The sequence below is a fragment of the Streptomyces sp. NPDC013187 genome, from assembly GCF_042899705.1.
Classification (GTDB): Bacteria; Actinomycetota; Actinomycetes; order Streptomycetales; family Streptomycetaceae; genus Streptomyces; species Streptomyces hawaiiensis_A.
The window spans coordinates 1-20,186 of the sequence record NZ_JBIBAF010000014.1; the positions used below are offsets into that span (position 1 = coordinate 1).

Annotated in this window: 18 protein-coding genes and 3 pseudogenes; 11 read left to right on the forward strand and 10 right to left on the reverse strand. The window is 70.2% G+C overall.

Annotation, left to right across the window (positions count from 1 at the left end; genetic code table 11):
- The 6 genes and pseudogenes from ACFY5B_RS27805 to ACFY5B_RS27830 form a co-directional block, all read left to right on the forward strand.
- Positions 1-186 (forward strand): annotated as a pseudogene (locus ACFY5B_RS27805) (hypothetical protein); the annotation flags it as partial.
- The gene (locus ACFY5B_RS27810) at positions 183-608 is read left to right on the forward strand and encodes an STAS domain-containing protein (RefSeq protein ID WP_389974074.1); all 426 of its coding nucleotides are present in this window, start codon (positions 183-185) and stop codon (positions 606-608) included. The pseudogene ACFY5B_RS27805 and the gene ACFY5B_RS27810, both read left to right, overlap by 4 nt.
- Positions 592-1,026, forward strand: a complete 435-nt coding sequence (locus ACFY5B_RS27815) for an ATP-binding protein (protein WP_355821999.1) — start codon at positions 592-594, stop codon at positions 1,024-1,026. The genes ACFY5B_RS27810 and ACFY5B_RS27815 overlap by 17 nt, the downstream gene beginning before the upstream one ends.
- Positions 1,023-2,099 (forward strand): SpoIIE family protein phosphatase, encoded by a 1,077-nt coding sequence (locus ACFY5B_RS27820; protein ID WP_389974077.1) that lies wholly within the window; start codon positions 1,023-1,025, stop codon positions 2,097-2,099. Before ACFY5B_RS27815 ends, ACFY5B_RS27820 begins: the two co-directional genes overlap by 4 nt.
- Positions 2,083-3,789 (forward strand): PP2C family protein-serine/threonine phosphatase, encoded by a 1,707-nt coding sequence (locus tag ACFY5B_RS27825; protein ID WP_389974079.1) that lies wholly within the window; start codon positions 2,083-2,085, stop codon positions 3,787-3,789. Before ACFY5B_RS27820 ends, ACFY5B_RS27825 begins: the two co-directional genes overlap by 17 nt.
- A gap of 133 nt (positions 3,790-3,922) precedes the next feature.
- Positions 3,923-5,107: a PP2C family protein-serine/threonine phosphatase gene (locus tag ACFY5B_RS27830; protein WP_389974082.1), complete on the forward strand. Its 1,185-nt coding sequence runs from the start codon at positions 3,923-3,925 to the stop codon at positions 5,105-5,107.
- Positions 5,108-5,317: 210 nt separating this feature from the next.
- Here the strand turns inward: ACFY5B_RS27830 and ACFY5B_RS27835 are convergent, their stop codons facing one another.
- From ACFY5B_RS27835 to ACFY5B_RS27855, 5 genes and pseudogenes are all read right to left on the reverse strand, one after another.
- Positions 5,318-5,824, reverse strand: coding sequence for a MarR family winged helix-turn-helix transcriptional regulator (locus tag ACFY5B_RS27835; RefSeq protein ID WP_389974085.1), 507 nt, complete (start codon positions 5,822-5,824; stop codon positions 5,318-5,320).
- 411 nt (positions 5,825-6,235) lie between these two features.
- Positions 6,236-6,489 (reverse strand): annotated as a pseudogene (locus ACFY5B_RS27840) (transposase); the annotation flags it as partial.
- 41 nt (positions 6,490-6,530) lie between these two features.
- Complete coding sequence (locus ACFY5B_RS27845) at positions 6,531-7,523, reverse strand: hypothetical protein (protein ID WP_389974088.1); 993 nt, start codon at positions 7,521-7,523, stop codon at positions 6,531-6,533.
- Between the two features lie 467 nt (positions 7,524-7,990).
- Positions 7,991-9,394: an MATE family efflux transporter gene (locus tag ACFY5B_RS27850; RefSeq protein ID WP_389974091.1), complete on the reverse strand. Its 1,404-nt coding sequence runs from the start codon at positions 9,392-9,394 to the stop codon at positions 7,991-7,993.
- A 19-nt stretch (positions 9,395-9,413) separates the two neighbouring features.
- A pseudogene (locus tag ACFY5B_RS27855) lies at positions 9,414-9,702 on the reverse strand (cysteine synthase family protein); the annotation flags it as partial.
- A 150-nt stretch (positions 9,703-9,852) separates the two neighbouring features.
- On the opposite strand from ACFY5B_RS27855, the gene ACFY5B_RS27860 reads away from it, so the two are divergent.
- The 4 genes from ACFY5B_RS27860 to ACFY5B_RS27875 are packed head-to-tail and all read left to right on the forward strand — an operon-like array spanning position 9,853 to position 14,787.
- Entirely contained in the window at positions 9,853-11,406 is a 1,554-nt protein-coding gene (locus ACFY5B_RS27860; RefSeq protein ID WP_389974095.1) for an ABC transporter substrate-binding protein, read from the forward strand.
- Positions 11,391-12,404: an ABC transporter permease gene (locus tag ACFY5B_RS27865; protein ID WP_389974098.1), complete on the forward strand. Its 1,014-nt coding sequence runs from the start codon at positions 11,391-11,393 to the stop codon at positions 12,402-12,404. Before ACFY5B_RS27860 ends, ACFY5B_RS27865 begins: the two co-directional genes overlap by 16 nt.
- Positions 12,401-13,255 carry an ABC transporter permease gene (locus ACFY5B_RS27870; protein WP_389974101.1) on the forward strand — a complete coding sequence of 285 codons (855 nt, stop codon included), beginning with the start codon at positions 12,401-12,403 and terminating at the stop codon, positions 13,253-13,255. The genes ACFY5B_RS27865 and ACFY5B_RS27870 overlap by 4 nt, the downstream gene beginning before the upstream one ends.
- The gene (locus ACFY5B_RS27875; RefSeq protein WP_389974104.1) at positions 13,252-14,787 is read left to right on the forward strand and encodes an ABC transporter ATP-binding protein; all 1,536 of its coding nucleotides are present in this window, start codon (positions 13,252-13,254) and stop codon (positions 14,785-14,787) included. The genes ACFY5B_RS27870 and ACFY5B_RS27875 overlap by 4 nt, the downstream gene beginning before the upstream one ends.
- A 266-nt stretch (positions 14,788-15,053) precedes the next feature.
- On the opposite strand, the gene ACFY5B_RS27880 is transcribed toward ACFY5B_RS27875, so the two are convergent.
- From ACFY5B_RS27880 to ACFY5B_RS27900, 5 genes are all read right to left on the reverse strand, one after another.
- Positions 15,054-15,239: a hypothetical protein gene (locus tag ACFY5B_RS27880; protein WP_389974106.1), complete on the reverse strand. Its 186-nt coding sequence runs from the start codon at positions 15,237-15,239 to the stop codon at positions 15,054-15,056.
- Positions 15,240-15,628: 389 nt separating this feature from the next.
- Positions 15,629-15,835 (reverse strand): hypothetical protein, encoded by a 207-nt coding sequence (locus ACFY5B_RS27885; RefSeq protein ID WP_389974109.1) that lies wholly within the window; start codon positions 15,833-15,835, stop codon positions 15,629-15,631.
- Between the two features lie 10 nt (positions 15,836-15,845).
- Positions 15,846-17,093, reverse strand: a complete 1,248-nt coding sequence (locus ACFY5B_RS27890; RefSeq protein ID WP_389974111.1) for an MFS transporter — start codon at positions 17,091-17,093, stop codon at positions 15,846-15,848.
- A gap of 568 nt (positions 17,094-17,661) precedes the next feature.
- Positions 17,662-18,567 (reverse strand): NmrA family NAD(P)-binding protein, encoded by a 906-nt coding sequence (locus ACFY5B_RS27895; RefSeq protein ID WP_389974114.1) that lies wholly within the window; start codon positions 18,565-18,567, stop codon positions 17,662-17,664.
- Between the two features lie 129 nt (positions 18,568-18,696).
- Positions 18,697-19,521 carry an SDR family NAD(P)-dependent oxidoreductase gene (locus tag ACFY5B_RS27900; RefSeq protein WP_389974117.1) on the reverse strand — a complete coding sequence of 275 codons (825 nt, stop codon included), beginning with the start codon at positions 19,519-19,521 and terminating at the stop codon, positions 18,697-18,699.
- A 73-nt stretch (positions 19,522-19,594) separates the two neighbouring features.
- Here ACFY5B_RS27900 and ACFY5B_RS27905 point away from each other — a divergent pair, with 73 nt between their 5' ends.
- Positions 19,595-20,185: a TetR/AcrR family transcriptional regulator gene (locus ACFY5B_RS27905; RefSeq protein ID WP_389974120.1), complete on the forward strand. Its 591-nt coding sequence runs from the start codon at positions 19,595-19,597 to the stop codon at positions 20,183-20,185.
- Position 20,186: the final 1 nt, after the last annotated feature.

Genomic DNA, 20,186 nt, shown 5'->3' on the forward strand with positions numbered 1-20,186 from the left:
CTGATGGGCGCCGAGTGCATCGTCTCCGGCATCCGGCCCGCGATCGCGCAGACCATCGTCCACCTGGGCATCGACCTCGGCACGGTGCTCACCCGATCCTCACTCGCCGACGCTCTGGCGTACGCGTTGCGCCAGCAAGACATCGTGTTTGCTCCCGGCGCACCGGCCGGTGTGAGCCTGCCGTGACCGGATCGGAGCGGGGCCACACGACCCGGGTGCCTGTGCTGGCCCTCGGCGACATCCTTCTGGTCACGCTGCAGGGGGAGCTGCACGACGGAACAGCCGAGCAGCTCCAGCACGACATCACCCGCCGCGTCGCCCGCAGCCCGGTCACCGGTGTCGTGATCGACATCTCCGGTGTGGACATCGTCGACTCGTTCCTGGGCCGCGTGCTGGCCGAGATCGCTTCCAGTGCCCGCCTGATGGCAGCCCGAACCGTCCTGGCCGGGATGCGCCCGGCGGTCGCGATCACGCTGGTCGAGCTGGGCCTGGCCCTGCCGGGGTTGGTCACCGCCCTGGACGTCGAGCAGGCTCTGAGCCTGCTCGGGCACGGCTCTTCCGCCGATCCGCCGCATACCCGGAGGGCGCACTATGCAGACCTCTCCTGACACGGACACAACGAGGCTGCCGATCGGCTCGGACATCGATCTGGCATGGGTGCGGCAGCAGGTCCGGCAGAGAGCAGCCGACCTCGGCTTCGGGCTGGTGCAGCAGACCAAACTCATCACCGCGGCCAGCGAGCTGGCCCGCAACACTCTCATCCACGGAGGCGGCGGCCAACTCGAGATGACCGCGCTGGAGCGCGGGCTGCGCCTGACCTTCACCGACTCCGGGCCCGGTATCCGCGACATCGAGCAGGCGATGACCGACGGCTTCACCACCGGCAACGGGCTGGGACTGGGCCTGAGCGGAGCCAAACGCCTGGTCCAGGACTTCAGCATCGACAGCCGCCCCGGCCAGGGCACCACCATCACCATCACCGCATGGGCCACCGCCATGCCCCACCCCCGCGCGGATCACGGATGAGCAGGGTCTGGGACATCCCGGTGCACGACTCCACACGAGTGCGGGACGTTCGCGTCGCAGCCGAAGCCGCCGGCGTCCGGGCCCGCCTCGACCCGCACCGCACGGCGGTCGCCGCCCTGGTCGCCACCGAACTGGCGACCAATCTGCTCAAGCACGCCGGCGGCGGCCGCGTCGTGATCGATCTCCAGGAACGCCCCACCACAGACGCCGGCTCCGGCAGCGCAGCCGTGCAACTCGTCTCCATCGATCACGGACCGGGCATCACCGACGTCGTCGCAGCGCTCCGAGACGGATACACCACCGCTGTCTCATCCCTCGGAGCCGGCCTGGGGACCTGCGTGCGGATCTCCAGCGCCTTCGACCTGCACAGCGCCCCGGGCCGGGGCACGATCGTCATGGCACGCATCGATCAAGAACCGGTCACCGCCCGGACCGGCGGGCCGCGGCACAGGGTGGGCGGGATCAATCTCCCTCTGGCTGGGGCCGAGCACTCCGGTGACGCCTGGAGCTGGGTGCAGGCCAACTCAGGCACCTGTCTGACGCTGATGCTCGCTGACGGCCTGGGACACGGCGCCGAGGCCGCCACAGCATCCACCGCCGCCATCGACGAACTGCACCGGATCGCACACCTGCCGCCTGCGCAGATCCTGCGGCACCTGGACAGGGCGCTGCGCACCACCCGTGGCGCCGCTGTTGCTGTGGCCCAGCTGAACACGGACACCGACGAGCTCGGCTTCGCCGGCGTAGGAAACGTCGGTGCTCGCATGCGCACAGCCCAGGCCTGGCAGCCGCTGGTCTCACATCCAGGCATCGTCGGCGCCCATTTCCCCGCCAGGGTGCCCGTGCAGCACCTGCCATGGCGCCGGGACAGTCTCCTCCTCCTGCACAGCGACGGGCTGCCCACCCGCTGGGTACCGCCCGAGGACACCGCGCTTTTCGAACACGACCCGGCGGTAGTGGCCGCGGCCATCGTGCGGGACGCCGGCAGCGCTGCCCGCCCCCTGCGTGACGACACCAGCGTGGCCATACTGGCCCCCGACGGCTGGACAGAAACCCATGAACGCCACCCCTGACACCTGGACGATCGCCTCGGCCACCCACGCGGCCCACGCCCGCACGGCCGTGGCCCGTCTCACCACCGCCGCCGGTGTGCCCCTGATCGACCGCGCCCGCTTTCTGACGGCGGTGGCCGGCAAACTGCGGCAGTGCCTCGAGCACGGCGGAGGCTGGGAGCTACTGCTCCGCACCCACGCCGGAACCGACGGGCGCGGCCGCATCGACGTCATCGTGCGCCAAGCCGACCGCAGACCGCCTGACTGCAGCCCGTGGCGGCTCTCGATCGAATGCCCAGACCCCGTGACGACGGACACCACCACCCCGGCGGACGCCGCAGAGATCGCCGAGGCGCTACTGGCCGCGGACGAGGACACCGCCGAGCTCCTTGACCGCCTGGACGCACAGGAACAACAGGTCCGCTCCCACCGCGACGAACTCCACCAGACCAATCAGGGCGTCCTGGCCCTCCACGCCGAGCTGGACGCCGCCGACCGCAGCCAGCGCGACCTGCTGGAGGCAGAACAGGCCGCACGGGCTCAGGCGGAGAACGCACGCCGTCTGCTGACCTTCCTCGCCGACGCCAGCGATGCCGTGACCGCATCCCTCCACCACGAGGACATCCTGCGCCGGCTACCCGAACTCCTCGTCCCCCGCTACGCCCGCCACGTCGATGTCTGGCTTTTCGACGACGACCCCACCACGCCCCACGGTCACCGTCCGGCCGCCGCCGTGGTCGCCGCACGCACCGGACGGCCTCAGCATGCCGCAGCCCACCCCGGCGGTCTGCCCGGCGTCGACGACCTGCCGCCCTCGGCCCTGGACCGCGAACATGCCCTGCTGTGCGTTCCGCTCCTCGGCCACGGCCTCCTGGGCGTGCTGACCCTCACCGCAGCCGGTACCCGATTCGATCCCGACGAGGCCGTCATGCTGGTCGAACTGGCCCGCCGCACCGGCATCGCCCTGGACAACGCCCGCCGCTACGAACAGCACCGGGACACAGCCGAAGCCCTCCAACGAGCCCAGCTCACCGAACTGCCCACCACCCCCGACGTGCTCCTGGCGGCCCGATACCTGCCGGCCACACACGGCCTCAACATCGGCGGCGACTGGTACGACGCCTTCGTACAGCCCGACGGCAGCCTGCTGGCCGCCGTAGGAGACGTCACCGGCCACGGCTTGCGTGCGGCCGTCATGATGGGACAACTGCGCACCGCGCTACGCGCCTACGCCATAGAAAGCGACACCCCGGCCGGCATCCTGACCCGCCTGCACCGCCTGGTCCGCGACCAGCATCACGAGCTGTACGCGACCGCGATCATCGCCCGCTTCCGCCCCGGCGACCCCACGGTCCTGTGGGCATCCGCCGGGCACCCGCCCGCCCTCGTGCGCGACCCCCAGGGCACTGTCCGGATCTTGGACCACAAACCCGGGATCATGCTCGGCGTTCCTCTGCCCTACGAGTACCAGGACCACACCGTCGTCCTCCCGCCCGGCTCGACCCTCGCCCTCTACACCGACGGCCTGGTCGAACGCCGCGCCCAGGGCATCGACCCCGGAATCCAACGGCTCAGCCAGGCACTGACCGGGCTGAGCACCGCCGAACTGGAAAACGACCTGAACGCAGCCGCCGAATCACTACTGAAGCCATTGCTCCATGAATCCGAGCGCGACGACGACGTCTGTCTCCTGCTGTGCGGCAGGCCCTGAAACCTTCGACCGCAACACCACCCGCTGCGGCAAGGAAACCGGCCGGCCACCGTCGCACTTTTGTTCTCTTCGATCGATCTACCGCAGGCCCCACCGCGATAGCGTGGAAACCACCAGCGGAGAGGCGGATGCCATGAACACCTCTGAACCGGTCGCGTCCGTGGAGAGTCTGCTGCGCGCTGCTCCGCCGCACCTCCTGGTCGCCACGGCCGGCCGCCTGCTGGCCGACCGTGTCGCAGCCCAGGAGGTAACCCTGCTGCTGGCCGACTATGGGCTGACGCTCCTGCAGCCGGTCACCCACCTACCACAAACCGGCGAGCCGGTCCCTGCCCATGACGGTCCCGCCGGGCGCGCCTTCATCAGCCAGACGCCAGTCGTCGAGATCACTCAAGACCCGGCCTCCGGGCTGGTGCACCTGCCCCTCACTGTGCGAGGCGACCGGCTGGGCGTGCTCTGTGTCCGCCTGCCCTCCGACACCGTTGACCCGGCCATGGTGCTCCAACTCGCAGTCTTCGCGACGGCACTCGCCCACGAGGTCGCCACCGCCGGCCGTGACACCGATCTGTACCTGCAAGCCCGCCGCACCCGCCGGCTCACCCTCGCCGCCGAGATGCAGTGGCAACTCCTCCCGGGTCGCGGGTGCGCCCGCCAGGAGTACGTCATCGGGGCCCACCTCGAGCCTGCCTACGCCATCGGAGGCGACAACTTCGACTGGTCCACCAGCGCAGATCACCTCACCATCACCGTCACCGACGGCATGGGCCAGGGGATAGACGCCTCCCTGCTCACCAGCCTGGCCGTCGGCGCGCTGCGCAACGCCCGCCGCGCCGGCATCGGCCTCGCCGACCAGGCGTGCCTGGCCGACCAAGCCATCTACGCCCAGTACGGCGGCAAGGTCTACGCCTCCACCCTGCTGCTGCACTTCGATCTCGACACCGGCACCGTCCGCGCCGTCGACGCCGGGTCCCCACAGCTCTTCCGCCAGCGTGGCTCCACCATCGAACAGATCCAACTGGAGGCTCAGCTCCCACTCGGCATGTTCGAAGAGACCCCCTACGACGAGCAGACGTTCCAGATCGAGCCGGGCGACCGTCTCATCGTGGTCAGTACCGGTGTGCACGGCGCCCGCGCCGAGGACGGAGGACTCTTCGGAGAACGAGCCCTGCGGCAAACCCTCAGCGCCACCCGACTGACGCCTCCCCACGAGACAGCACGCTCCGTGGTCTCCGGCCTGATCACCCACTTCGGCAGCAAGGACCTCACAGCCGACGCCGCTGTGGTCTGCCTCGACTGGAAAGGGCGCGACATCAACGTATAGAGGGCGAAGGCGCGACATCAACGTAGAGAGGGCGAAGCGGACTACGCGACTTCACCCTGTCTGAGTTACAAACGGACACTCGCTGTGACCGGGCTCAATGCGTCCAGGTGGAATGCTCCTCGGAATGATCGCAGCGGTCACGCCCACCATCCACCGTCAGGCTCAAAGGACCCACAGCCCGACCCTCCACCCTCTGAGCCGCACTACGGTTTAGAGGTATTCAGGGCCTGAGATATGCGGCCGAGCAACGTCCTGACCAGCGAGGAACGCCTTCATCCCACGCCTGAGAGCCATGAGCTCAGCGGGTGCCATAGCGGTCAAAGCTGCCGCAAGCGCCCGAGAACGCCGCGCCGCCACATCATCGAGGACGTGCTGGCCTTGTGCGGTGACAGCCAGCCGTACCTCTCGGCGACTACGAGGGTGATGCGTCCGCTCCAGCAGGCCGGCTGCCTCCAGACGGTCGCACAAGCGGCTGGCGGTGGGAAGCCCTATGTCCAGACGCTCGGCCAAGGCCGTGAGATTCAGATTCGGCGCTGCCTCCAAGGCGCGCAACGCCCGCAACTGATGCAATGACAACCGCAACGCAGCTTCCTGAGCAGCCATCGACCAGAGACTCGTCAGATAATCCACTGCATCGGCGATCTCCCGTGCGACGGCCTCAGGGCCATCACACGGTCCCGTCGCATCATCGTCGCCGGGGCCGCCGAGGTGGGTCACGAACGTGTCTCTTTCAGTAAACTCCGGGCAGCGGGCATCCCGCTCATTCAATCGCTGTACCCGAAGAGTCGCGGAGCAAGCCGCCCTACCTGGCGCAGGTCGCGAGACGATGTGAGCCGGCTCGGCCACCGCGGCTCAGCCGGCAGGGATTTGCTCCGGCTACTCGTGGCGTCTGTGCTCGTGTCTTGCCTGCCATGTCCACACGGCAACCGCCAGGTGTGCCTGGAGCTCGGCAGGTACCGGCCTGCCCGTCGCCGGCCACGAGTACGCCACGGGCCATGTCGATGACCGGACGGCTTCCGAGCGCCTGCTCAAGCTGTTCCCTTCTCGGCGTGGCGGCGTCGAACCGGATGGCGAGGGATGCTGCACGGGGGGCTGCCCTCGACTCACTCTCCGTGATCGGTATGGCAACGGCTTCTTGGTTTTGTCTTCCACCGTCTCAAAGGCGGGTGCATCACCTACCTGGCCTGCGGTGACAGCGAAGGCGAGGGGCAGTGCGTGGCCGTCTGAGGCCAGGTGGACCTTGGTGCTCAGCCCGCCGCAGGAGCGTCCGAGCGCGTGATCGGGAGGTTCGCCGGAGTGGGCCGCCCCTTCTTGAGTGCTCCGGCCGCGTGCTGGTGGGCCCGGACGACCGTGGAGTCCACCGACACCGTCCAGTCGATGTCATCTTGTGCGCGGTGACGCGGGAGATGCCATCAGACGCTGCCTAGCGCAGTCGCCGGACAGCCTGGGCCTCGGCGCGTTCCACAGCGCTGCGACCGTGGGTGTGCACCAGGGCCAGGTGGAACAGGGCCGGGGCGACCGGGGCCCAGCGACGGACGCGGTCGGGCCGCAGGAGGTAGCGAACGACGTCCGCCGGACGGAACGGCACGTACTCGATGCTCTGGTGCTCCCACCGGTCGGCAACGCCGCGTGAGATGCGAGACCGCAGGACGTCGCCGTCCAGACCGGTGAGGTGTGCGACGAAGTGGGCGCTCCACTGACGCCGTTCGACATCGAGGACGAAGGCCAGCATCGTGAGCGTGTACTCGTGCGGCTCGAGGGAGAGTTCCTCGCGCATGCCGCGCCGCGCGACCTCGTGGAGATCGGGTGCGTTGCGGCCGGCCGAGTCGATGTGCCGGGAGAGCCCCTCGTTCACCGAGGAGCCCCACAGACCAGGCCCTGAGCGCACATTGTCGGCTCGCCGGCTGACGACGAGCAGGTGGTCGGCGGTGACCACGGCCACGTTCACGCCGAAGCTGCACTGCAGGAAGGCGGGGGCGTCCAGGGGACGGTCGGGGTCGAGGTAGCGCTCCCGCGGGGTGGCCCCGTCGGGAAGCCTGCGGTCGAGCTGCTGCGCTGCGAGGAAGGTGAAGTAATCGGTGGGACGCAGCCGCAGTCGGACTTCGGCGTGTTCCTCGAGCGTGGTGCGGGAGATCTCCAGGCCCTCGACGGCGTATCGGGGGCCGTTCCAGATCCGCACCCGGGTGCCGGAGGTCTCAGCCTGCTGTTCCGCGGCCTCGATCTCCGCCCGCCACGGCACCATCTCCTCAGGGAGGACCACCTCCCCCTCAAGCACCTGGACCCGGACCGACTCCGGCGCGATGGCATGCTCGCCGTCGCCCTCGACGACGAGCGCCGACGTGTGGAGCGGCCCGATCGAGAAAGTCGACCACGAGGAGAGCGCGGCACCGTCCGAACGGTACGTCAGACTGCGCACGACGGTGGCAGATCGGCGCCGAATCGTGAACCAGGCGTTCTGGAGTGGCTGTTGGAACAGTGTGGCGAAGATGATGCCGAGGACGGCCCCGACTATCCCGTTGACAAGATCAATTCCGGTCACAGACCCGCAGCGTATAACGTCACCGGCGACTGCGACTGCCTCTCGACGACCGCTGGAACGAGCCGTTGCCGGGGGGACTCGATCGAGACTCCAGCTGGGGAAGCGACGGCGCCTGGGCGGCCAGAGGGCCGCTGGTCCGGGCAGATTCGTTGTCAGGCGGCAGGTACGAGGGACCGGTGCACCCGTTGTCGACCGTGGTCGTCTGCTCTGAAGGGCACGCTATGGGCACGATGCAGGGGTGGGGGAGGTCAGCGCTTCTGGTCGGCCGCCACTCGGGTCCGAATGCCGCCACCGCCCCGTTGGTCCCTCAGCGGGCCCTTCGGAGGCGCTGAACGCTGGATGGCTCAAGTGACAGCCGGTACTTCGGCAGCGCGTTGGGACAGCGCCTGGTTGTAGCGGCGCAGCAGAAGCAGGGCGGTGGCCGCGAGGCCGGTGAGGAGGCCGAGCCAGACGCCGACCGTCTCCAGGTCGGCGAGCTGGCCGAGCAGCCAGGCGGCGGGCAGGCCGATCAGCCAGTAGCCGACGAGGGTGATGCGAAAGCCGCTCTTGGTGTCGTCCAGGCCTCGCAGCAGGCCGACGCCGATGTTCTGGGCGCAGTCGAAGAACTGCAGCACCGCCGCGACCAGGAGGAGGGTCGTGGCGATGTCCGTCGCGCTGTTCCCCTCAGGGGCCGACGGGTCGAGGAAGGGGCGCAGCACCAGCCCGGGGACAGCCAGGTAAACGACGCCGACCACCGCCATCACTGCCGCCGCGCACGCCAGCGCGGTGTTCTTGATGCGCCGGGCCGCCGCGATCCGGTCCAGGGCGAGTTCCCCGCTGACGTTGAGGGACGCGGCGTGGGACAGCCCCACCGCTATCTGGAAGACGATGTAGATGAGCTGGTTGACGGCGGTGTGCGCGGCCAGGGCGGCGCTGCCGAAGGTGCCGATGATCAGGGCGACGACGGAGAAGAAGCCGGCTTCGGAGCCGTAGGTGGCGGCGATGGGCACGCCCAGTCCGGTCAGGCGGCGCACGGTGGCCGGGCGGGCCTTCCAGATGCGGATGTCCAGGAGCGGGGCGAGCTTCGGGTCGCGGCGTGCCGACGCGTACAGGGCCAGGCAGGTCAGCGCGTACACGAGTGAGGTGGAGACGCCGATGCCCGGCAGGCCCAGTTCGGGCAGGATCCAGGTGCCGTGGATCAGGCCCCAGTTGACGGCGGCATTGACGGCCACGGACGCGACGGTGATCTGCAACAGGGCTTGCGGACGGCGCATCCCGACCGTGAACTGGCGTATCGCCTGGAACCAGAGGCAGGGGATCAGGCCGGGCGCGAGCGCGAGCAGTACCGGCCAGGCCGTGTCGACGACGTCCGGGTCCTGCCCGAGGAAGGCGACGGCCTGCCCGATGAGCAGGATGACGAGCGCGCCGACGATGCCGGACAGAGTGGCCAGGGCGAGGGCGGAGCGGACGATGTCCCGGACCTCCTCCACGGCCGTGGCGGTGAGTTCCTCGTCCTCCTCGGTATGGGCGGAGGCGGCCGAGACCTGGTTGCCGACGGCTGTGACCATGCCGACGCCCATGGTGCGCAGCTGGTTGAAGACGACCAGCGCCAAGCCGCCGCCGGCCAGGGCCTCGGCCCCCATCAGGCCCATCATCACCGTGTCTGTGGTGGTGAGGGCGACCTGGGCGAGCTGGGTCAGGGCGAGCGGGACGGCCAGGGTGGCAAGGGCGCGGCTGTCCCGGAGGAGGGTGGTGAGCGGTGTCGGCATCGGTGTCAGTTCTCGCGGGTTTGGTCAGCGGCTCGTCGATCTCACGCTCGACGTCCGGGTCGATCAGGGCGCGGGCGTTCATCCAGTCGTCGTCGAAGACAGTGTCCATGTACTTCTCGCCTCCGTCGTTGATCAGCGTGACCATAGTCGTGCCCGGTGCGAGGCTGGACATCCGGGTCAGCGCCTCGTGCACCACCCCGCCCGCGGAGCCGCCGATGAGGAGGCCGAGACGACGGGCAAGCACCCGCCCGGTGGCGAACGCCTCGACGTCGCCGGCCCTTGGCACCCTCGTCCAAGAGGTCGTAGTCACCATGGCATCGCGCCCGGATGTGCTTGCGTGTGTCGATTTGACGCCCCTACAGAAACACAACAAAGCAGCGTCATGGCTTGTGTAACGGATCTTCTTAGGATAGGCACACCTAAGCAATCTGCCCCATGTGACTGGAACGAGGTCGTACGTGAACTGGAACAGACGACAGGTGCTGTGGGCCGGCGGCGGGATTGGCGCGGCCGCACTCCTTGCCGCCTGCGGCGGTGGTGACGAGACCTCGTCCAAGTCGCCGGCGAAGGGGAGCGAAAAGCCGCGGCGCGGGGGCACCCTCCGCGTCGGCGCGCTGGGCCGAGCCTCGGCCATCACCCGTGACCCGCACGGCACTCAGGCCAACGAGAGCGACTACCTGATCATCTCGCTGGTGCACGACACGCTCACCGTCCCCGGAACCAAGCCCAACACCGTCGCCCGCCTCGCCGCCTCCTGGAAGGCGTCGGACGACCTCAAGACCTGGAGCTTCACCCTCGCCAAGGGTGCGAAGTTCCACGACGGCACTCCGGTCACCGCCGAGGACGTCGTCTGGTCGCTGAAGCGACTGCGCAACACCCCCTCGGGCGCGTCCCGTCTGCCTGGCATCAAGCCGGAGAACATCAAGGCCGAGGGCGATGACACCGTCGTCCTGGTGTCCGACTACGCCAATGCCGAACTGCCTCAGCTGACCCGCCTGACGACCTTCGTGCTGAAGAAGGACACGGCGGAGAAGGACCTCGGGAAGGCCCCGGGCACGGGCCCGTTCAAGCTGGACTGGTTCCGCTCCGGCAACGCCCGGCTGGTGCGCAACGAGGACTGGTACGGCGGGGAGGTCCTCCTCGACGCCATCGAGGTCAAGATCTTCGAAAGCCCGCAGGCGATGGCCAACGCGCTGCTCGCCGGGCAGATCGACGTGGCCTCCAACGTCGGTGCCGTGGCGGCCCGTACGGCCGAGAAGCGCAAGGACATCCAGATCGTGCGCCGCCCCAACGACATGGCGATGCCGATCGTCATGCGCACCGCCGACGGGCCGTTCGCGGACACGAAGGTACGCGAGGCGCTGCGGCTCGCCGTGGACCGCGAGGCCATGGTCAAGCAGGTGCTGTCCGGATACGGCACGGTCGCCAACGACATCCTCGGCACCGGCGACCCCGCCTACGCCAAGGACATCCCCCAGCGCAAGCGGGATCTGGCCAAGGCCAAGTCGCTGCTCAAGGAAGCCGGTTTCGACCTGTCGAAGACCTACAAGCTGCTCACCACCGAGGACATCGCGGGCCTCGCCGAGTCGGCCACCCTGTTCGCCTCCCAGGTCCGAGAGGCCGGGGTGAAGATCGAGGTGGTCAAGCAGGAGTCGGCCACCTTCTGGGAGAAGACCTGGCTCAAGGGCGACCTCTACACCACCTACTGGGGCACCAACGACTCCGTGGTGTTCTTCGCCAGCAAAACCATGGTGTCCGACTCCGGCCAGAACGAGGCCGGTTGGAAGAACAAGGAGTTCGACGCCGCGTACAAGAAGGCGATGGCGACGAAGGACGCGGCGGAGCGGGCCAAGGTGCTGCACGAGCTCCAGCAGATCGAGTACGACGAGTCCGGCTATGTGCTGTGGGGCATGGCCGACGGCATCGATCTCGCCGCCGCGGCGGTGCGTGACCTGCCGACCCTGCCCGGTTACGGGCGCGTCCAGCTAGAGACGGCATGGCTGGCTCGCTGATCGAGGCCGTACGACGAGGGCCGGCCGGGGACGACGAGCCCCGGCCGGCTCCGGCCGTCGTACGTCTCCTGCTGCGCGTGGCCGGCGTGCTCGCGCGCCGGGCCCTGCTGCTCGCCGTGCTGCTCGCGTTCGTCTTCGCCGCCGTGGAGCTGCTGCCGGGCGACGCGGCCAACGCCACCTCCGAGCGCGGGGAGAGCGCGGCCGATCTCGCCGAGCGGCGTCACCTGCTGGGCCTGGACCGCCCGATCCTCGAACGCTTCTGGGAGTGGATGACCGGCCTGCCCACCGGCGACCTCGGCACTTCGGCGCGCGGCGAGGCCGTCGCCGATCTGCTCGCCCGTCCCTTCCCCAACACCCTGCTGCTCGGCTCACTCGCGCTGCTGGTGACCCTGGTCGCCTCGGTCGCGCTCGGCTGCTGGGCCGCGGCCCGGCCCGGCGGGAGGACCGACCGCGCCGTGTCGGCGACCGCCACCGGAGTGCTCGCGCTGCCCGAGTTCGTCGTGGCAGTGGCCCTGGTGCTGGTCTTCGCCCTGTGGACCGACTGGCTGCCCGCCGTCACTCTCACCGACGCCGACGGCTCGCCCGCCTCCTGGGAGATGCTCGTCCTGCCGGTGCTCGCGCTGGCGATCCCGCAGATCGGCTGGAACGTCCGGATCGTGCGGGCCGCGCTCGCCGACGAGGCCAAGGCGCCGCACATCGAGACCGCCGTGCTCGACGGGCTGCCCAGGCACCGGATCTTCACCCACCATCTGCTGCCCGGCGCGCTGCCGACCATCGCGGCCGGCCTGGCCACCTCCACGGGCATGCTGCTCGGTGGCGCGGTCGTGGTGGAGACCATCTTCAACTACCCCGGCATCGGCTCCGTCCTCGCCGGAGCGGTCACCGACCGGGACAGCCCCGTCATCGCCGGGGTCGTCGCCGTCACCGGAGCCGTCGTCACCGGCGTCCTCCTGCTCGCCGACCTCGTACGCGCCTGGGCCTCCGGAGGCCGCACATGACTGTGCCCACCACTGCCGTGAAACCGCTTCCCGCCGTGCGCCGCTCTCGCCGCCGGGTCGCACTCCGTGTGCTCCCGGCCCTGCTGCTCACCGCCCTCGCCCTGGCCGGACCCTGGCTCGTCCCGCACGCGATCGACGCCCCCGTCACCGCTCCCTACGCCGAACCCGGCGGCGACGCCCCCTTCGGCGGCGACCAGCTGGGCCGGGACGTGCTCAGCCGGGTGCTGGCCGGAGGGCGCGAACTCGTCGTGACCTCCCTGCTCGTCGCCGTCCTGGTAACAGCCGTGGCCGCCGTGCTCGGCGCGGTCAGCGCCCTGCGCCCGGCCGTCGGACGGATCGTCGAACGCACCGCGGATGTCCTGATGCTGCTGCCCGCCGTCCTCGGCATTCTCCTCGTCACCCTGTCCTGGCCGGACGGCGGACGGCTCGCGGTCGTCACGGCAGCGGTCGTCCTCGGTGTGCCGTACGCGGTCCGCCTGGTCGCCGGTGCGGCCGCACCTGTAGCGGCCTCCGGCTACGTGGAGGCGGCGGCCGTCGGCGGCGAACGACTGTGGCACCTGGTCGTACGCGAGGTACTGCCCAACCTGCGAGCCACCCTGCTCGCCCTCTTCGGACTGCGCTTCGTCGCGGCCGTGTACCTCGTGGCCACCGCCGGTTTCCTCCAAGTCGGCCCCCAACCGCCCGCCGCCGACTGGGCGTTGATGATTCGCGAGAACTCGGCCGGAATCCTCCTCAACCCCTGGGCCGTCCTCGCCCCCAGCATCGCCATCGGCCTGCTCGCCATGAGCGTCAACCTGGCGGCCGCCGCCCTCGTCCCCGCAACCGGCCGGAAGGCGGTACCCGCGCTGTGAACCACATGCCCGACTGGTACTCCGACAGCCAGACAGCGGAAGGGGAGAACACGGTCCAGGTCTCGGGCCTGACCGTCGCCGCCCAGAATGGCCGCCTCCTGCTGGACCGGGCCGACCTGGAACTGGCCCCCGGCCGCGTCACCGCCGTGGTCGGCCCCTCCGGCTGCGGCAAGACCACTCTCCTGAGGGCCGTGACAGGCACGCTGCCCCCGGACACCGAACGCACCGCCGGCACCGTGACCGTCCTCGGCCAGGACCCCCTCACCCTGCCCGCCCCCGCCCTGCGGACGTTGCGCCGACACCGCCTCGCCTACGTCGGCCAGGACCCCGGCTCCGGCCTCAACCCGCGCATGAGCGTGCGCCGCCTGCTCGCCGAAGTCGCCGTCGACGGAAGCCGAGAGGCGATCCGGGCCCAGCTCAGCGAGGTACGGCTGCCCGTCGACGGCGGACTGCCGGACCGCCGTATCGGAGGCCTGTCGGGCGGCCAGCAGCGCCGGGTCGCACTCGCCCGGGCCCTGGCCCGACGCCCCGCCGTCCTCCTCCTCGACGAGCCCACGGCCGGACTCGACCCCGCACTGCGCGACGAAATAGCCGACCTCCTTCGGCACCTCGCCGAGAACCACCGCATATCCGTCGCCCTGTCCTGCCACGACACCGACCTGGTCGCCCGCCTCGCCGACGACGTCGTCGACCTGACAGGCCCGCGCCCCAAGACCACGCCCGGCCCGCGCGCCGGGGACGCGCCCGCCCGCACCCCGTCCGACGGTCCGCCCACCCTCACGGCATCCGGCCTGAACGCCGCCCACACCCACCGCGGCCGACGCGTCCCCGTGCTCCACGGCATCGACCTCGCCCTCGCCGCCGGAAGCAGCCTGGGCATAGTCGGCGCCTCGGGCTCCGGCAAGACGACCCTGCTGCGCACCCTAGTCGGCCTGCACCGCCCCACCGCCGGCACCGTCAGCCTCGACGGCGCCGACCTCTCTCCGACAGCGCACCGCCGATCCCGCGAGCAACGCCGCCGCCTCCAGCTCGTGCCGCAGGACCCGCTCGGCACCCTCAACCCCAGCCGCACGGTCGGCACCGCACTGCGCCGCCCCCTCCTCCTGCACCGCAGGTCCGGCCGCGCAGAGGCCCCCACCCGCGTCCTGGAACTCCTGGACCAGGTCGGACTGCCTGCCGCGACAGCCGACCGCTACCCCCACGAGCTGTCCGGAGGCCAGCGCCAACGCGTGGCGATCGCACGCGCGTTGGCGGCCGACCCCGACGTGCTGTTCTGCGACGAGGTGACGTCCGCGCTCGACGCGGACACCGCCGTGGCCGTCATGGACCTGCTGACGGAACTCCGCGACCGGCGGGGCCTGTCCCTGGTCCTTGTCAGCCACGACCTGCGCCTCGTCGCCGACCGGACGGACTCGCTGGTCGTCATGTCCGAGGGGTACGTGGTCGAGTCGGGCCCCACCGCCCGGCTGTTCGGCTCACCGGCGCATCCGGTGACGGCCGCACTGGCGACGGGGGTTGCGCTGGGGCGATGACAGGTCCCGCGGCTCCCGGACGGTGCGTTCGTGATGGGTGCTGGTCGGGGAGCGCCTCGTACAGGTCATGGACGCGGCGGTGGATCAGACCGGTGCGGTGGCCGTCCGGCAGTGCGGTCAGGGCGGGCGATCTTGCACGGGCGAGGCCGGGTGGACTTCGGCCCGCACGCGACCAGGTGCCGGATCTGAGCCTCGCCCTGATCTGCGGCGGGTTCAAAGCGCTGCCCCGGTCCCGGCGGCCCTCTGACTGCCGGGACCCGCAGACGTCAGTGGTGTGTCTGCCACCAGATGATGAGTGCCGCGATCCCCGCGCCTCCTGCCGAGTAGGCGGCGCCGCGTGCGGCCTCGTTGGCGAGCGACAGGCCGTACCGCGCCATCCGCGCTAACCGGGCCGGGCGGTGGCGTGGGCTTGGAGGGTGTGGCTTCTCGGGCAGGTCCGTAAACTCACGCATGGGAGTCCCTTCCTTCATAGGGCAGGAATTTCCGGCAGAGAGCCCCACCGAGTCGATGGTTGCGAGCCTCAAGGCGCGGTGCGGGCTCTCTTCTGCCCTCCATGAGAGCACAAGCCGCCACCTGGTCGTCACGGACCGTTTGTGTACAAGAAGTCGGCGGTCAATAGGCCGACTTGGCCAACTCGGGGGCGGTCCGTGGTGCCCTGCAGCAGGTGTGCGGGAACCTTCACGGAAGGGCGCTTCCCCATGCTGTCCGGTCCTTGGGATCGCTCCTGAGCTGCGGGAACCCGCCGGTCCTCCCGCCGAGCCGCTGAGCCTGCGGCGACCGCTGACGAGCGACCCACCGTCAGCCCCCTGCCTGTCGGCACCGAGCCAGCGGGCGGGGCGCTTTACGTCAGGCGACCGTACCCGAGACGGTCCAGCGTACCGGCAAGGGAGAGCGCCGTAGCCCCGTCCTCGACCGACGCGGGGTACGGCGCTCCGGGCTCGTGGCGCTCCGGGCTCAGCGGGGGGACCGCGTCGGTGACGGTCGTCAGCGCCACCACCGCGAAGAGCGCGGCGGCGAGGGGGCGGGTGTGGCAGTGCCACGCCGCCACATGTACGAGCTCAGCGAGGCACCGGATCTTCGGAAGCGGGCAGCGGTTCTTCGGTCTTCGGGACCAGCGCGCGGACGGAGGGGGTGGCGACCATGGCGAGGGTGGCGAGGAGGATGAGCGCGGCGGCCGCGTAGAGGGTGGCATGGAGGCCGAGGAGGAGTACGGCGGGTCCGGCGGCGAACTGGGCGAGCGGGAGCGCGAGGTAGGAGCCGAGGTCGTCGTAGGCGTAGACGCGGGCCAGGCGGTCTTCCGGGATCTGCTCGTTGAGGGTCGAGTACCAGGCGACGCCGGCCTGTTCGCCGCCCACGCCTGCCACGAAGTTGGCCACGACCAGCAGCCAGGTGTAGGGGGCGAGCGCGAGCAGCAGCGGGATCGTCGCCGTCAGGCCCATCAGCGCGCAGCCGACCAGGATCGCGCGCCGGGGCCGCCACCTCAGCGACAGTACGCCGCCGGCGACCGCGCCGAGCGAGCCCGCCGCAAGGGCCAGGCCCCAGCCGCTGCGGCCGATCTCGGTGCTGTCTGCGACAGCCGGGCCGAGGACGGTGAACGAGGCGGTGAGGCCGGCGTTGAGGAAGCAGAAGGCCACCACGATCACCCACACCCAGCTGCGGGAAGTGAACTCCCGCCAGCCGACGCGCAGTTCATGAACCAGACCGGAGCTGGGCGCGGGCGGCGCGGCCTGGACGCGGACCAGCGCGAAGGACGTGGCGGCGAGCGCGAAGCTGAGCGCGTCGATGGCCAGGCCCCAGCCCGGGCCGATCGCGGCGACCAGTACGCCGCCGAGCGAGGCACCCGCTACCACGGCGCTGCTGCCTGCGATGCGGGAGAGCGCGAGGGCGGCGCGGCGGGACTCGGCCGGCACGGTCTGCGGCAGCAAGGCTTGGGCGGCCGGCTGGTAGCAGGAACCTGACGCCCCATTGACCGCGGCGAGCACCATGAGCAGGGGGATGGCGGCGTTGTGGGTGAGGACCAAGGCGGCGATCACCGCTTGGCTCACGGCGCAGATCACGCTGCTGCCGACCAGCAGCGGACCGCGCGGCAGCCGGTCCGCCAACACCCCGCCGTACAGCAGGAAGAGGATGCTGGTGAGGGAGTGGGCGCCGAACACCAAACCGAGCGAGCCGACCGAGCCGGTGGCGTCGAGCACGGCGAAGGCCAGGGCGATCGGCCCCACTGCGCTGCCGAGCAGGTTGGCTGTCGTACCGATGAAGAGGTGACGGAACGAGCGGTAGCGAAGTGGCGCCAGGGCGGCAGACATGCGCCTGATCGTCGGGACTGGGCGGCGCGCTCGTCAACGGGTTATAGGACTGGCACCGGGCCCAGGCGGTACGGCATGCCGCGCAACCGCTGATGGCCCAGGTCTTAGGTCTCCACACCCTCCAGCCCTCAGACCGCCTCCGGTCAGAAGTCACCATCGCGGACCATCCCGCCGACCTGCCGAACCCACTCGCCGAGAGTCCTCCATGGCCATCCGACGCGCAGGTTTCCTCACGCTCCCGTCCAGGGTTCCGCCCGATGATCGTTGCCCAGACGGGCGCCGAGCTTCCTTCTCCCGACACTCCTTCCGCTCGTACTCGGCTGCGGAGCTGTCGCGGCTGATGTCCTCACCCGCACGGAGCCCCGGCTACATGAGCACCACCTCGGTCCGCGTCATCGAGTTGAACCTGTACCCCCAGTACTTCCATCTCGTGGCCGCCGGCCGTAAGACCCGGGAAGTGCGGGTGAAGTACCCGAAGTTCGACAACGGGGCGGTCGGTGACCTGATCCGGTTCGCCGTGAAGGGCACCGACCGGTCATGCCCCCTTCACCTGGGAGTCCAGCGGAAGTCAGCCGAGATAGAAGTCCTTGCGGACGGCGACGAACTCCTCGACGGTCAGGGGCCGCTTCCCGGTGATGCGCTCGACAACGGTGGTCGCCCTGTCGTAACGGTTCGCGCGGTGCAGCTGCGCCATGGTCGCGATGTGCTGCTCGGTGTGCTGTGGCAGACCCGCGTTCGCGAGTACCTCTGTGCGCCACCATGGCAGGGGAACGTCCAGATAGGTCACCGTGCGGCCGAGTGCCTTGGAGAACTCCTGGGCTACTTCGCTCATGTCGAGCGCCCGCGGTCCGGTCAGCTCGTACACCTTCCCGGCGTGCTCCCTCGGATCGCGCAGGATGGTCGCGACCACCCGGGCGACGTCGTCGGCAGCTACTGGCGAGGTGCGTCCGTTCCCGAACGGCAGCACCAGCGTGCCGTTCTCGCGGATCGACCGCGCCGCGAGGGAGGTGAACAACGGGTTGTCGAGGAACGTCGTCGGGCGCACATGCACCACGGGCAGCCCCGACCAGTCCAGCACCTGCTCCGCCAGCCAGTGCAGCCGCTGCTGGTGGGATTCCGCGGTGCTGGTGGCGGTCATCTGCGACACCGTCATCTGCGACATGTCCACCAGCACGTCGAGTTCGCCGTGCGCCTTCGCGACCGTGGCCATGACGGTCGCCGCCAGCAGGTGGTCCGGGGACACACTGAGCCCGAAGTACGCCCGGCGGACGCCGTCGAGCGCGGACGCCACCGTTGCGGGCCGGGTCAGGTCCCCGGTGACGACCTGGGCGCCCCATGCCCGCACCTCGGCCGCGCGGTCGTCCTCGCTGCGGATCAGGACGCGGACCGGCACGTGCTGCGCGCGCAGCCGCTCGGTGACGAGGCGGCCGATGCCGCCGGCACCGGTGACGAGAACGAGGTCGTGATCAGCCATCGGTGGCTTCCTTCCGGAGGTGTTCGCCTCGGCCGCCCGGCCGGTGTCCGACCGCGATGATCCGCGCCGTGTGAGCGCCGGTGTCGTCGGTCAGGTCGCTGATCTCGGAGTCATGCACCACGGCGTTCCTCAGCTGTTGGCGGGGGCGACGGGGTGCTGCGTGCGCTGGCGGCGGGCCATCCAGCCCATGAACCGGACCATCGGGCGGCGTGGCAGGAGTTTGCCGACGAGGGCGAGCGGCCGGCCGTTGGTGATCACTGACGGGGGCGCGGATCGGCGGTCGAGCGTGTCGAGGGCGATCGTCACGACCTGCTCGGGGGTGGCCCGTTTCGTGCCGTAGTCGGCGGACTGGCTGCCGGCGACGTCGTAGAACTCGGTCCCGGTGGCGCCGGGGCACACGGTCAGGACGCGCAGGCCGGTGCCGCGGGTCTCCTCCCACAGCGATTCGGTGAAGCTGAGGACGAAGGCCTTGGTGGCGCCGTAGACGCTCAGGTAGGGGGTCGGCTGGAAGCCCAGCAGGCTCGCGACGTTGATCAGGACGCCGGTGTCGGCGGAGGCCAGCGGGTCGATGTAGGCGCGGCTGAGGTCGACCAGCGCGCTGACGTTCAGCGCGATCATGCTCTGCAGGCGGTCGGGATCCTCGTCGGTGAACGCGTCGTGGGTGCCGAACCCGGCGTTGTTGACCAGTCCGGTGGCGTAGATGCCGCGGGACTCGAGTTCGGCGCGCAGCGTGCGGCCGGCGTCGGGCAGGCCGAGGTCGCGGGCGACGGCGGTCACCGCGACGCCGTGGGCGCGGGTGAGTTCGGCGGCCAGGCTCTCCAGCCGGTCCGCCCGGCGGGCGACCAGCACGAGGTTCGCGCCGCGGCGGGCCAGCTGGCGGGCGAATTCGGCGCCGAGGCCGGAGCTGGCGCCGGTGACGATGACGGTCTGGCGGTGGTAGTCGATTTTGCTCATGGCATTCACTCTACGCACGCTTTTGCACTGAGTGCAAGTACCTGCATCGTGTGAGGCGACGTACCATCGGTGCATGGCTCAGAAACCGACACCCCTCCGGGAACAGACCCGCTCCGTGGTCCGATCGCTGCTGGCCCGGACCGCCATCGAGCTGTTCGCCGCCAAGGGTTACGACAACACGACCCTCGATGAGGTCGCGGCAGCCGCGGGCGTCTCACGGCGGACCCTGTTCAACTACTTCCGCAACAAGGAAGACCTCGCGCTCAGCGGCCTCGACGAACAGGGCGAGCTGATCGCCGCGCGCCTCGCCGAGCGCCCGGCCGACGAGGATGCCTGGACGGCGCTGCGCGCGGCGTTCCAGGTGCTCGAGGAGATCGACATGACGGCCGAAGGGCGCCTGGAGTTCATCACCCTGCTGTTCGGCAACGATTCCCTGCGCGCCGGACATGCCGAGAAGCAAGCCCGCTGGCAGGACCTGTTCGCACCGCAGATCGAGCCGCGACTGCCCGACGCCGACCGCCGCACCCTGCAAGCCCGCGCCGTCGCAGCAGCAGCGATCATCTGCCTGCAGGCAGCCAACGAGGAATGGGTGCGCCTGGGCGGACAGGTCGACCTGTTCGACCTCTACGACACCGCCGTACAGGCCATCCGCCGCCCCACCTGAA

What these genes read in the sequence shown, in the direction of transcription:
- ACFY5B_RS27815 (WP_355821999.1), top strand. Translation starts at nt 592, where the DNA reads ATGCAGACCTCTCCTGACACGGACACAACGAGGCTGCCGATCGGCTCG.
- ACFY5B_RS27820 (WP_389974077.1), top strand. Translation starts at nt 1,023, where the DNA reads ATGAGCAGGGTCTGGGACATCCCGGTGCACGACTCCACACGAGTGCGG.
- ACFY5B_RS27825 (WP_389974079.1), top strand. Translation starts at nt 2,083, where the DNA reads ATGAACGCCACCCCTGACACCTGGACGATCGCCTCGGCCACCCACGCG.
- ACFY5B_RS27830 (WP_389974082.1), top strand. Translation starts at nt 3,923, where the DNA reads ATGAACACCTCTGAACCGGTCGCGTCCGTGGAGAGTCTGCTGCGCGCT.
- ACFY5B_RS27850 (WP_389974091.1), bottom strand. Translation starts at nt 9,394, where the DNA reads ATGCCGACACCGCTCACCACCCTCCTCCGGGACAGCCGCGCCCTTGCC.
- ACFY5B_RS27865 (WP_389974098.1), top strand. Translation starts at nt 11,391, where the DNA reads ATGGCTGGCTCGCTGATCGAGGCCGTACGACGAGGGCCGGCCGGGGAC.
- ACFY5B_RS27870 (WP_389974101.1), top strand. Translation starts at nt 12,401, where the DNA reads ATGACTGTGCCCACCACTGCCGTGAAACCGCTTCCCGCCGTGCGCCGC.
- ACFY5B_RS27880 (WP_389974106.1), bottom strand. Translation starts at nt 15,239, where the DNA reads ATGCGTGAGTTTACGGACCTGCCCGAGAAGCCACACCCTCCAAGCCCA.
- ACFY5B_RS27890 (WP_389974111.1), bottom strand. Translation starts at nt 17,093, where the DNA reads ATGTCTGCCGCCCTGGCGCCACTTCGCTACCGCTCGTTCCGTCACCTC.
- ACFY5B_RS27895 (WP_389974114.1), bottom strand. Translation starts at nt 18,567, where the DNA reads ATGGCTGATCACGACCTCGTTCTCGTCACCGGTGCCGGCGGCATCGGC.
- ACFY5B_RS27900 (WP_389974117.1), bottom strand. Translation starts at nt 19,521, where the DNA reads ATGAGCAAAATCGACTACCACCGCCAGACCGTCATCGTCACCGGCGCC.
- ACFY5B_RS27905 (WP_389974120.1), top strand. Translation starts at nt 19,595, where the DNA reads ATGGCTCAGAAACCGACACCCCTCCGGGAACAGACCCGCTCCGTGGTC.